Raw genomic sequence first — 14,016 nt, forward strand, 5'->3', positions numbered from 1 at the left:
ACCCATTTTTTAGATATGAAACTTACTTTACCACAACAAGATATATATTTTGACCAGTTATTGCATCCCAACGAGCCCATATATAATATTGGAGCTAAAATTGAAATCAAAGGACAAATAAATATCGAAATATTTAATAAGGCATATATTGAACTTATCAACCAACATGATGCTTATAGAATTATTATCGGCAAAGTTCAAGAAAACATAACAAGCAAAATAGTAACCGAACATACTTCTGAATTAGGATTTATTGATTTCTCTCAGAGCAAGAATCCGGTGGAAGAATCTATACTTTATATGCAAAAGGAATTTATGAAACCTTTTGATTTATTTGATGAAAATCTGTTACATGTTTTTACTCTGCTTAAAATAACAGATGATCACCATTACTTATTTTCAGTTTATCATCATATCATAACTGATGGTTGGGGAACCTCTTTAATGTTTCAGAGATTGGTTCAAAATTATAATGAGATTTTAGAATTTGGAGAGGTTAGAACAGTATATTCTTTCAGTTATAAGTGTTTTATAGAAGATGATGCTGCATATCAAATATCTGAGTCATTTGCCGAAGATAAAAAGTATTGGATACAAAAATTTCAATCGTTACCTGAAAATTTGTTTACTAAAATAGATGATGCGATAAAGATTAATAAAAGTAGTCGCAAAGAGTTAGTAATCAAAAGACATGTTTATAATCAATTAAATAGTTTAGCTTCAGATTATAAATGCTCCACTTTTAATTTAATTCTGGCCGTTTTATATACTTATTTTGGTAGAAAACATCAGAATAATGATTTTGCAATTGGTCTGCCCGTTTTAAATAGAGGTAAATCTGCATATAAGAAAACAGTAGGTCTCTTTATGGGAATTTCTCCCTTAAGAATTCCTCTGGATTTTGATTCCTCTATTGCAGATTTGATCACTGATATAAAAAATCAATTAAGACAGGATTATCGCCATCAAAGATTTCCATTAGGTAAGTTAATTCAGGAACTTCAGGCTTTTAATGAGAAAGAAAGATTATTTAATATTACGCTCTCATATGAAAAACAAAATTATGCAACTAATTTTCATAATACACAAACCAGAGTAATTCCATTAAGTCATCAATCAGAGCGTGTAGCTTTAGCTATCTATATTCGAGAGTTTGATGAAGATGAAGATGTGAAAATAGATTTTGATTATAACCTGAATTATTTTGATGATGCAAGAATAACAGAGGTTGCTCTTCATTTTGAAAATTTAATTGATGTAATTCTAAATTATCCTGATAAAAAACTAAAAGATTTAATCTATTTAACGAAAAAAGAAGAGCATCGAGTAATAGTAGAATTTAACAGTACAAAAGCTGATTATCCAAAAGATAAAACAATATTAGATTTATTTACTGCACAAGTAGAAAAGAATCAGGAAAAGGTGGCTGTAAAAGATGATCAGAAATCTTTTTCTTATGCTGAACTTAACAAATTATCAAATCAGATAGCAGAATATCTTGTTGCTTCTTTTGGTGAAGATGATAAATCACCAATTGCAGTTTTAGTAGGGAGATCAGCTAATTTACTACCTGTCTTATTAGGCATATTAAAATCAGGACGATCTTATATCCCATTAGATCCTACTTTCCCAAAAGAGCGATTGAGTTACATTGTTGATAATAGCCAAAGTAAAGTAGTTATCAGTGAAAAAGAGTATGAATTAGAAAAAGTTGAAAATGTCGCAGTAGTATCGTTAGAAAATATTTTAGCAGAAATTAGTGCATTCGAAGGAAACAAATCCGCAGTCATTTCTCCTAAAAATACAGCTTATATTATTTACACATCGGGTTCAACCGGAAACCCGAAAGGAGTTGAAATAGGGCATCAGTCATTGCTTAATTTTTTGATGAGTATTCAGCAAGAACCTGGAGTTTGTTCAAATGATATCTTATTTTCAGTTACAACATCTTCGTTTGATATTTCAATTTTAGAATTTTTTGCACCTTTAATATCAGGAGCTACTCTATATATTGCAAATCAGGATATTTTATCAGACCCTAACTTTACTATTCTAAAAATAGAAGAAATACAACCAACATTAATTCAGGCTACGCCAAGTTTCTATCAGATGTTGTTTAATGCCGATTGGCAGGGAAATAAAGAATTAAAAGTACTGTGTGGAGGTGATTTGTTAAGTGAAGCATTAGCTGAAAAATTAATTAATAATAGTTTAGAAGTCTGGAATATGTACGGGCCAACAGAAACAACCATTTGGTCCAGTATAAAAAAAATAACAAATCCCAAAGAGGCATCTAATATAGGAAAGCCAATAAACAATACGCAGTTTTATATTTTAGATTCTTTTTTAAATCCTAAGCCAATTGGAACGTCTGGAGCAATTTACATAGCAGGAGACGGTTTGGCGAAAGGATATTATAAAAACGACATTTTAACGAAGGAAAAGTTCATTAAAAATCCATTTAATGAAACCAGTTTACTTTATGAAACCGGAGATGTAGGTAAATGGAATGATAAAGGAGAAATAGAATTTTTGGGAAGAAATGATAACCAAGTTAAGATCAGAGGATATAGAATTGAACTTGGGGATATAGAAGCACAGTTAAATAAAATAGAAAGAATTAAAGATTCAGTTGTAATTGCAAAAAAAGGGGAGCAACAAGAAGCTTTTTTAGTGGCTTACATTTTAAAAAGAGCAGAAGTTGAAACAGAAAAAATTATTGCAACATTGAAGATAAATCTTCCCTATTATATGATTCCCGCAGTAATCATTCCATTGGAAGAATTTCCACTTACACCAAACCAAAAAATAGATAGAAAATCTCTGTCGCAAAGAAATATTCAACAAAATATAAATTATGATGATTTTAAAGCTCCTATTTCTGATTTAGAAAAAAAACTATCTGAATGTTGGGTTGAAGTTTTAAACAGTAAAGAAGCTATAAGTGTAAATGATAATTTCTTTGCTCTTGGCGGACATTCATTAAATGCAGTTAAATTGATTGGATTAATTGCTAAGCACCTTTCGTTTACTATTAATTTGAAAACAGTTTTTGACTATCCTACAATTGAGTTATTAGCTAGTTACTTACAAGAACTTAAACCGAGTCAATCGAATGCTTTATCAGTATCGGAATTTAAAGATTTTTACGATCTAACGCCGTCTCAATATAGCATTTGGCTTGCATCTCAACAAAAAAATAGTTCAATAGCATACAATATGGCTGCTGGCTATAGTGTTGATGGGATTATAAACTTGGATAAGGTTAAAAAATCTATTAATAAAATAATTAGTAGACATGAAATCCTAAGAACAAATTTTATTGAAATAGGCGGTGCTTCTTATCAAAAGATTAATGCTTTTGAAAACGTTAGGCTTGAAATTTCTATCCATAAATTAAAAAGTGAAAAAGTGGGAGAAACTATAAGTCAATTAGTTAATTCCGAATTTGATTTAGAAACAGACTTATTAATAAGAGTCCAGCTTCTTCAATTAGAAACAAATCAATTTATATTGCTCTTCTCTACGCATCACATTATAATGGATGGATTGTCTTTAGAGATTTTTATCAAAGAATTTATTGAAAATTATAATGAAAGCGCTTTTCCAGATGCATCAAATATAAATACTTTAAAATTTCAATTTAAAGATTATTCAGAATGGTTTAATAAAAAAGTAGAAGATAATGCCTTTAAAAATGAAGAATTTTGGAAAAAATATCTTCAGGATTATCAACCTAAGAATTCTTTTGACAAGGATTTTAGTATTGAAGGCAATCAACAAAGAGGAAGCAAATATTTGTTTGAATTAACACGCAATACTACTTTAGCTTTAAAAGAATTGGCGCTTAAGGAGCAAGTTACTTTTTACACCGTTTTAATGGCAAGTCTAAACGTTTTGATTTATAAATTTTCAAAGCATAATGATATTTGTATAGGAACTGTAAGCTCAGGAAGGAATATCCAAGAGTTAAATACTCAAATAGGGATGTTTGTTAATACGCTTATTTTAAGAACTAAAATGGGATCGAAGCAGACTTTTATTGATTTATTGAAAAGTACGCAAAATGATTTATTACAAATTGATGATTATCAAATTGTTCCTTTTGAAAAAGTATCTCAATCTATTTTTGATGTTATGCTAGTGTATCAAAATCCAGAGTTTTCCTTTGAAGATATCAATGAATTAAATGATTTCAATTTAATTTCTTATCCTATTGATCACAAATTTAGTAGAATGCCTGTTGTGTTTAATTTGTTTGAAAGTAATAATAGCCTGAAAGGTATTATAGACTATAATTCCGATTTATTTGAAGAGAATACAATTCAAATTATTGCTCTAAAATACTGTAAAATTTTAAATGAAATAATAGATAATCCATTCATGACATTGGGTCAAATTGATGATAAATTAGAGTTTGAAAAGAATAAAGCATTAGATTTTGATTTTAATTTCTAACACACATTTATAGTTTTGATATACATCTATTATTCTTATCTGTCTGAAGAAAATCACGAAAATTTATTAAAAAATTATCTCCCAAAATTTCCATTAGATTTTCAAGAAAAAATTAAGCGATATCGAAAGTGGCAAGATGTACAATTGTCTCTTTTAGGAAGAATATTGTTGTTTAAAGGGATTGAAGAAGTTTACGGGCATAATCCTTATGATAAAGTGATAAAAAAGACTAAATATCATAAACCATATTTTGATGATGATTTAATCAGGTTTAACATCTCCCACTCTGGAGAAATGGTGGTTTGTGTATTAAATGATGAGCATGAAATAGGTATTGATATTGAAATAATATCCGAGATTGAAATAGATGATTTTAAATTTCAGATGACAGAAAACGAATGGAACAATATTATTTTTTCAAATAATAAAACAATATCTTTTTTTGAATATTGGACTCAAAAAGAAGCTGTAATAAAAGCACAAGGTTACGGACTAACAATCCCGCTTAAAACATTTGAAATTTTTAATAACACAACCAAAATCAATGATGAAAAATACAATTTGAAGGAAATAAAACTTAACGAAAAATATAAATGTTACATCTCTCTAAAAGGAACTATAGGAGAAATTTATTTAAAAGAGAAAAAGATACAATCCTATTAACTTAATCAAAAATGAAATGAAAAATCTAGTTAGATTATAATCACTGAATTTAATAAGGGAAACAAAAGTACTTTGAGTTCATTAGTGGCAGCTTTTTCAGGAGCTTTAGGATTAGATTACGGAGCATATTATTGTGTGAGCTGTAAAGAGGCAGCTCCTAATAATTCAATTTTAGCCTTTGATAAAAATGCAATTAATTATAAAAAATTAAAAGGTGTTTTATCTTTTTATAGATCAGACTTTTTAGTATATGATAAATGGAATTTAGGAGATGATAAGCAACCAATTTTAAACGATTTATCAAATGTATCAAAATTAAAAGCACCAGTATTAGTGTTTTCAGGAGCATTCAATCCGATTACTCCAGCTACTAATGGAAAAGCTATGGTTCAGAAATTTAAAAATTGCTTTTTAATAAATGCACCAGTTTCAGGTCATGCCCCTAGTTTTTCAAAAATTGGATTTGAAATTGTTGATGAATTTACAAAAAATCAATTTCAAAGACCTAATACAAAAGAATTGGAAGCAAATAAAAAAGCTCATTTTGTTACTGATATAAAAATAAGCAAAGGAGTTTCTAATTTGGCGAATAGTTTAAATGAATTCAATCTGTTATCCCTCTTCACTTTAGTGAAAAGTTAGTCTCGAATTCATGTCTCAGCATTGGGATCTTGTATAATTGTAATTTTTAATTTAAAAAATATTTCAAATAATTATATTAATCACTTTTTCAAAATGTATATAAAAAAAAGCAAAATAAGAAAAATTATTACTTTAGCATTTCAAGAAAAAAAATCTAAAAAATCTAAAAAATCTATATTAACTAAAATTCGAGATATATTGGAATTACCTTTGTTATTAAGAAGACATTATTAAGGTTTAATTTTCTAATTGATGACATACCTTCTTGTTACTATCAGATCGTTTCTAAATTGTATTTCTTTAGATTAAATATCACTTTTAATTTACTGAAATAAAATAAAATCAAAAACAAGCAGCTTGTAATGGCATCGGGCTCTTTCTAATACAGTTTTGAGCCTAAACTTCTCGGAGCCTTATTTTGCTGAACTTCTAGTTTTCAAAAACACCATTTGCCACGATTGTGTCACAAAACTTTTTAGTGTTTTTATAAAAATAGAAAACTGCTTTAAATGCAAAAACCTGTTAATCCTGGGATTAACAGGTTTTTCTGCTTTTTACCGAGTTTTACCGGGTTTTTGAAAAGATTGAAAGTCATCTTTTTACTTCTTTTACCTTTTTTTGGAGAGAGCAGGATTCGAACTTTATTGTGTAAATCCTTGCATATACTGCATTTGTCATTTCTTTAACTACTGTGCCACGATTGTACCACGAAAAAGAAATAGTCAATTTCTGAGAGTATTAACTTGTTTTTAAACGAGTAATACAGTTCTGTTTTGAAATTAAAAACAAGTAATTCTTTTTGATTTCAGAATAGAAAACTAACAACCTTAGCTTTTTTTATCAAAAAGGAATCACCTCGAAATATGAATATGTCTATGTTTTTGATTGATAAATCCATCTTAATAAAGAGCATTATATATAATTTTATTTTCAGTTCAGGGCTCAGTTATTTGATCTTGAATTCTATTGAATAAGATTGTTAGTTGATTTTAGCAATAAGTTTTTGTTTTGTTTGATAGGGAGATTAATTAACTATTTAATCTCCCTTGTTTTTGTTGCGATAGAATGAGTTAAGAAAATTTAATAAATATGGGGTTTATATGAAAAAAGAGAATTTTAAAATTAAAAAGAATAGTTTTTTAAAAAAGGTTGTGCCATTTTTTATACTGTTGTTTTTTTGTGCATTTAAAGGATATTCCAAAAATGATGAAAAAACAAAAAGCGCATTCGCTGTGATAGAAAGACTTATAGGTAATCGTGCCAGTGAGTTTGAATTAAGTATTATTGAAGACAAAGAGAATAATAAATCAGATTGGTTTGAAATCGAAACGCTAAACAATCAGGTAAAAATCAAAGCATCAAATAATACTGCAATTTGCTATGCAGCTTATAATTTTCTCAGAGATATAGGTGCTGTTTTAGTAAGTTGGGAAGGAAATAGAGTCAGTTTGCCTAAGACCTGGCCAAAGTATTCAAAAAAAGGAAATACACCATTTAAATATAGAGAATATTTAAATGCCTGTACTTTTGGCTACACAACTCCTTGGTGGGACTGGAAGCGCTGGGAACAGGAAATTGATTGGATGGCAATGCACGGAATCAATCTTCCTACAGCAATGGAAGGTCAGGAATCGGCATGGCAGGAATTATGGAAAGAATATGGTTTGAGCAGCACTCAATTAGAGGCACATTTTGCTGGACCTGCTTTTTTACCGTGGCAGCGTATGGGAAACATTAATAGTCTGGAAGGGCCATTACCACAAGAATGGTTCCGTAAAAAAGAAGAGCTGCAAAAGAAAATTTTAGATAGAATGAGAGCATTAGACATGCATCCTGTTGTACCTGCTTTTAGTGGTTATGTGCCTAAAGCTTTTGCCGAAAAGCATCCGGAAGCTAAAATAACAGAATTAAAATCGTGGTCTGGCGGTGGTTTTGCAAGTACTTTTTTATTGGATTCAAAAGATCCTTTGTTTAAAAAAATCGGAAAACGCTTTATTGAAATTTACACCAAAATGTATGGGAAGTCTAATTTTTATTTAGCCGATTCTTTTAATGAAATTGAACCTCCCGTTTCTGAGGATAATAAATATGAAGAACTTTCAAATTACGGAAGCGCAATTTATGAAACTATTAATGAAGCTGCTCCTGGTGCAGTCTGGGTTATGCAGGGATGGCTTTTTGGAGACAACAAAGAGTTCTGGACAAAAGAAGCTACAAGCGCATTTTTAAGTAAAGTGCCAAATGACAGACTGATGGTTCAGGATTATGCTAACGACAGATATAAAGTATGGGAAAATCAGGAAGCCTTTTACGGTAAGCAATGGACTTACGGTTATGTGCATAATTATGGCGGATCAAATCCTGTATATGGAGATTTGAATTTCTATAAAAATGAATTAACGAGTTTGCTAAAAAATCCAAATAAAGGAAATCTTGTTGGTTATGGAGCTATGCCGGAAGGCTTAAATAACAACTCTATAGTTTATGAATACATTTATGATCTTGCGTGGAGTAAAGGAGAACAGCCTATAAAGGACTGGCTCAATAAATATCTGGATGCGAGATACGGAAAAAAGACTTCTGATTCTGTTTTTAATGCGTGGGAACTATTGTTAGAATCAGTTTACAATATTAAATATTGGGAAACACGATGGTGGAATGATAGGGCTGGAGCGTATTTGCTGTTTAAACGCCCGACGGCAACAATTACAGAATTTAAAGGAAATCCCGGAGATAAGAAAAAACTAAAAGAAGCTTTGGATATTTTAACCAAAGAAGCTAAAAAGTACGATAAAAAGAATTTTATTCAATACGATTTAATAGATGTTTCAAGACATTACTATTCACTTTGTATTGATGAAGATTTGATTGAATGTGTAAAAGCGTACCAACAGAAGGACATCACAAAAGGAGATCAGTTATTTAAAAAGATTGAAAAACAAGCTTTGGATATTGACAATATCATGATAGGACAACCTTTGAACAGTCTTGATAATTGGGTAAAATCAGCCTCTGCATACGGAAGTTCTCCAGAGGTATCTAAATTGTACGTAAAAAATGCCAAAACTTTAATTACACTTTGGGGCGGAGAAGGTCATTTAAATGATTACGCTTCAAGATCATGGCGCGGAATGTATAAAGGATTTTACTGGCCAAGATGGAAAATGTTTTTAGAAGCCTTAAAAAAATCAGCTGTGAATAATACTCCATTTGACGAATCAAAAGAAAGAGAATTAATTAAAACTTGGGAAATCAAATGGTCTGAAAATAAATAATACAAAAAGACCATAAACTAATACGTATATAAAACAAGATATTAACTTAAGCTTTAACGATTACTAAAACAATACTGAATATATGACATAAAATCTTTTACGAAATCGATTAATTAGTAAGTTTTTAATGATATAATTTTAGAAAAATAACTTTGTAAAGCCTTGCTACAATTGACTTTAAAGAAATCATCCATGTTTCTGAATAACTTGTCCATTTGTTAACATTTCTTTACCAGTAATTTCGTCAATACTATTTAACCAATTAACCAAAAACACAATGGAAAAACTTAAACTTTTATTATTAGCCTTTTTTCTTGGCTTCTCAATTAATACCTGGGCACAAAAAACAGAAGTGTCCGGTATAATTTTAGATGACAAAGGAATTCCTCTGCCAGCCGCTAATGTACTTGAGAAAGGTACAACTAATACAGCAACAACAGATTTTGATGGGAAATTTAAAATTTCGGTTTCAAACAAAACTGCGACATTAATATTTTCTTTTATGGGATTTAATGATCAGCCTTTAAAATTAGACGGATCAAAAACAAATTATTCGATTAAATTACAGCCTAATACAACTAATTTAGAACAAGTTGTAGTGGTTGGTTACGGTAAAGGATCACGTAAAAACCTTACTACTGCTGTAACTTCTGTTAAAGCGGAGGATTTAAATAGAGGAGCAATTAGTGATGTTGGACAACTTTTGCAAGGTAAAGTTTCTGGTTTGAACATTTCATCAAGCGGTGACCCAACAAGAACGGCTTCTGTGGTTTTGCGTGGAGCTTCAACATTAAATAGTTCTCAAGGTCCATTTTATGTAATAGATGGTATTCCCGGAGTTGATATCTCAGTAATTGCCCCAGATGATATTGCAACTATAGATGTATTAAAAGATGCCGCTGCAACGGCAATCTACGGTAACCGTGCTGCAAATGGAGTTATCATGGTAACGACAAAAAGAGGCAGTAAAGACAGAACTCAAATTGCATACAATGGTTATTTTGGTTTTGAAGAAGTTTCTAATCAGCTGGATATGATGAATGCAAGCGAGCTTAGAGCTTTTACAACTAAAAACAATTTGAATTTTACCCCTGAAAATGATAAAAATGCTAATACAAACTGGCAGAAAGAAATTTTAAGATCAGGACGTGCTGCATCAAGCAGTCATAACTTATCTATGAGCGGTGGAGGAGAACATGGAAATTATACAGCAAGTATTACTTCGCTTAATAAAGAAGGTATAATGCTAAAAAGTGATTTTTCCCGCATCATTGCCCGCTTATCTGTTGAGCAATATGCATTTGATGATAAAGTTAAATTTGGTTTAAATGTTACCAATTCTAAAAGTACTTACCAAAATGTTCCACAACGTAATACCGTACTTTTACAAGCAGCAAGTTACCTTCCGGTTTCTCCTTTAAAAAATGCAGATGGAAGTTACTTTGAGAATTTTACAAGTCCGGGATATTTTAATCCGGCAGCTTTAATAGATCACGGAACAGACGAAACTAAAACAAATAACCTTGTAGGTAACCTTACAGCAGAAGTAAAATTACCGTTTGGAATCACTTATAATTTAAATCTTGCACACCAAAAATTAGATACATCACACGGAGAATTTTATGACAGCTATTATTCACAATATAATAGTGCCAACTTTTACAACAATCCAGATCCACCTTTGACAAAAACATTAGTAAATTTTGGAGTAAATGGTTCTGCATTGAGAAATTCTTATGAAAACACAAATAACATTATTGAGAGTTTCTTTACCTGGGATAAAACTTTTGGTTCTCATAAAATAAAAGCTGTTGCAGGATACTCATGGCAGGAAAACACATTAGGAGACGGATTTCAGGCTACAACAACGAACTTTCCGGTAGATAATGTAGGATATAATAACCTTGCTTTAAGTAATTATACTTCGGTTAATGGTTATGTAGTAAATTTTGGAGATAGTAAAGCATATCAAAAAACGCGTTTGATATCCTATTTTGGACGTTTAAATTACAATTACAAAGACAAATATCTTTTACAAGGATCACTTAGAAAAGATGGTGGATCTATGTTTGGAGTAAATAATCGCTGGGGATATTTCCCTTCTGTAGGAGGTGCATGGAGAATAGACAAAGAAAGTTTCATGCAAAATCAAAGCATTTTTAGTGATTTGAAATTACGTGGAAGCTGGGGTGTAACTGGTAATTCATCTGGATTTAATGCTTACACAGCTCAGTTCATTTCCGGAAGTTTAGGAACTTTCTACTATAACGGACAACAAATTGGAGCTTATGGACCTAATCAGGCGGCAAACCCTGATTTGAAATGGGAAAAAACAGCCACTGCAAATATTGGAGTTGATTTCTCAATTTTAAAAGGAAAAGTAACAGGTTCTGTTGATTTGTACAACAAAAAAACAACAGACATGATTTTTAATTATAATGTTAATCCGGTACTTGTACCAACAGGAACAATTGTAGCAAACGGAGGAGCAATGTCTAATAAAGGTATTGAAGTTAGTTTAAGCACAACTCCTGTTAAAACGGCAGATTTCAGTTGGACAAGTAATCTGAATTTGGCACACAACAAGAATGAGATCGTTAAATTAACCAGCCCTTTCTTTGTTGGCGGAGATTCTATTCGTCGTGTACAACCAGATGGAGGTGGACAAACAGGAAGTACATTGCAGATTTTTAAAGAAGGAAAACCTTTAGGACAATTCTTTACATTGAAGTACGCAGGAAAAAATGATGCCGGAGTTTCGCAGTATTATGATAAAAATGGTAATTTAACTACTTCTCCTCTAATTGGAGTAGATTATCACTATGCAGGAAGCGCACAGCCAAAATTATTAGTAGGATGGGCAAATAATTTTCAATACAAAAAATTTGACTTAAGTATTTTCTTCAGAGGAGTTTTTGGTAATAAAATCTTCAATGCAACACGTGCCGATTTATTCAGACCTAGTACCGCAATGACCAATAACATTTTGGTTGATGCAGGAAACGAATCCCCAAATGACTTAAACTCTTATAAATATTCAGATCGTTTTATAGAAGACGGAAGTTATATAAGATTAGACAACATGACTTTAGGATATAATTTTGGTAAAATAAGCAGGTACATAAGCAGTGTGCGTATTTACCAAACAGTAAATAACGTATTTGTTATTACAAAGTACAGAGGGATTGATCCGGAAGTTGAACAAGGAGGGACAGCTCCTGGTGTAGATTCAAATAATTTCTATCCAAAAACCAGAACTTATATGTTTGGTTTAAATGTGATCTTCTAAAATTTAAATGCTAAAAATTATGAAAAAGATATTAAAATATTTAGGGCTTCCAGTACTTATGGCTGGTTTAATCTGGTCTTGTGATGATCTGGATGTGCCTATTACAACACAATTGACACCTGAAGTTTTTCCTCAAAACTCAACACAATATATTCAGACTACAGGACCTGTTTATACAGCATTTCGCGGAGAGTTTTCATTTGCCTGGTGGTGGTCTCAATCTTTATCTACAGATGAAGCTATTTTACCGGCAAGAGGCGGTAACTGGTTTGATAACAGAAATTATATCGCCATGCATTTTCACGATTGGAATGCAGACAATGGTATCATAGGAAGCCTTTGGGATTGGTCGTCTAAAGTTATTGGAACAAGTAATCAGGCAATTTCAATTTTAAACCAGACAATGCCTGAAGGTTCAGATAAAAAAACGCTGATTTCTGAATTAAAAACAATGCGCGCTATTTCTTATTTCATGTTAATGGATAGTTATGGAGATGTGCCATTAGATACATTGTATGGTGATTTTTCGTCTCATGCTAAAACTCCCAGAAAAGATGTTTTCAATTTTATTGAGAAAGAATTAAAAAAAGCAGTTCCTAATTTAAACCCTGCATCAGGAGTTTCAACTTATGGAAGACCAAATAAACAGACTGCTAACGCAATGCTGGCTAAATTGTATTTGAATGCTCAAGTGTATACAGGAACACAACGTTATAATGATTGTATCGCAGCTTGTGATCAGGTAATTAGTTCAGGTTTATATAATGTTGAGCCAAGAGCAACTTATCTTCAAATGTTTTATCCTAACAATGGACCATTAATGAAAGAGTTCATTTTTGCAGTGCCTTATGATCCCGCAGCAGTTACAGTTGGTTTCAACGGACAAATGTACCACGCCCGTTATGATGTACCTCGTTCTGAAAGAACTAAGTTCGGTCTTCCTTATACGCCAAGTGCACCTAGAAGTACCCTTCCGGAATTTTATGCATACTTTAATGATGTAAATGATATACGTAACAAACAATGGCTTACAGGTCTTCAGTATCTGAATGACGGTGTTACTCCGGTAACGGTTACAACAACCAAAAAAGGATATGATCAGTTTTATACAGGATCTGATGGAGGTGCAGCATATACCTATCAGGTAAATTTGACGCCAGATATTATTCCTCGTCAAAGCGTAACTTTATTTGATCTTGGAAATGACGAAATTGCCTGGAACATGGGATATAGAAATATTAAATTCTACCCGGATGCTACTTCAACAAATCGTAACCAAAAGAATGACGTTCCTTTCTTGCGTTATTCAGATGTCCTTTTAATGAAAGCAGAATCAATTCTTCGTGGCGGAAGCCCAACTTCAGGACAAGACGCTGATGCATTAGTAAATATGGTTCGTTCTAATCGTACAACTTCTGCACCTTTGAGCGGTGTAAGTTTAGAAGACCTTTATAAAGAAAGAAGCCGCGAGTTTACATGGGAAGCATGGCATAGAAACGATATGATCCGTTTTGGGAAATATGAAGGACAATGGGGCTATAAAACTGATACAGATATTCGCCACCGCGTTTTCCCAATCCCAACAAATGCTATGGTTTTAAATCCTGCTTTGACACAAAATGATGGATATTAAAAAAAGAATTTAAATAAGTACATATTGTAACTCAATTTTAATTTTGAAAAGGAGAG

General features: G+C 31.5%; 6 protein-coding genes. All 6 read left to right on the forward strand.

The features are described from left to right. Positions 1–15 precede the first annotated feature (15 nt). Positions 16–4,458, forward strand: coding sequence for a non-ribosomal peptide synthetase (locus tag C8C83_RS18705; protein WP_121330114.1), 4,443 nt, complete (start codon positions 16–18; stop codon positions 4,456–4,458). 15 nt (positions 4,459–4,473) lie between these two features. Then, entirely contained in the window at positions 4,474–5,121 is a 648-nt protein-coding gene (locus C8C83_RS18710; RefSeq protein ID WP_121330115.1) for a 4'-phosphopantetheinyl transferase superfamily protein, read from the forward strand. 72 nt (positions 5,122–5,193) lie between these two features. After that, positions 5,194–5,763: a hypothetical protein gene (locus tag C8C83_RS18715; RefSeq protein WP_199735308.1), complete on the forward strand. Its 570-nt coding sequence runs from the start codon at positions 5,194–5,196 to the stop codon at positions 5,761–5,763. A gap of 1,232 nt (positions 5,764–6,995) precedes the next feature. Beyond that, entirely contained in the window at positions 6,996–9,038 is a 2,043-nt protein-coding gene (locus C8C83_RS18720) for an alpha-N-acetylglucosaminidase (RefSeq protein WP_233566142.1), read from the forward strand. Between the two features lie 277 nt (positions 9,039–9,315). Beyond that, on the forward strand, positions 9,316–12,327 hold the full coding sequence (locus C8C83_RS18725) for a TonB-dependent receptor (RefSeq protein WP_121330117.1): 3,012 nt from the start codon (positions 9,316–9,318) through the stop codon (positions 12,325–12,327). Positions 12,328–12,346: 19 nt separating this feature from the next. Further along, positions 12,347–13,960: a RagB/SusD family nutrient uptake outer membrane protein gene (locus C8C83_RS18730; RefSeq protein WP_121330118.1), complete on the forward strand. Its 1,614-nt coding sequence runs from the start codon at positions 12,347–12,349 to the stop codon at positions 13,958–13,960. The last annotated feature ends 56 nt before the right edge of the window (positions 13,961–14,016 follow it).

Origin of the sequence: Flavobacterium sp. 90 (assembly GCF_004339525.1) — a bacterium.
In the GTDB taxonomy this organism is placed as follows: domain Bacteria; phylum Bacteroidota; class Bacteroidia; order Flavobacteriales; family Flavobacteriaceae; genus Flavobacterium.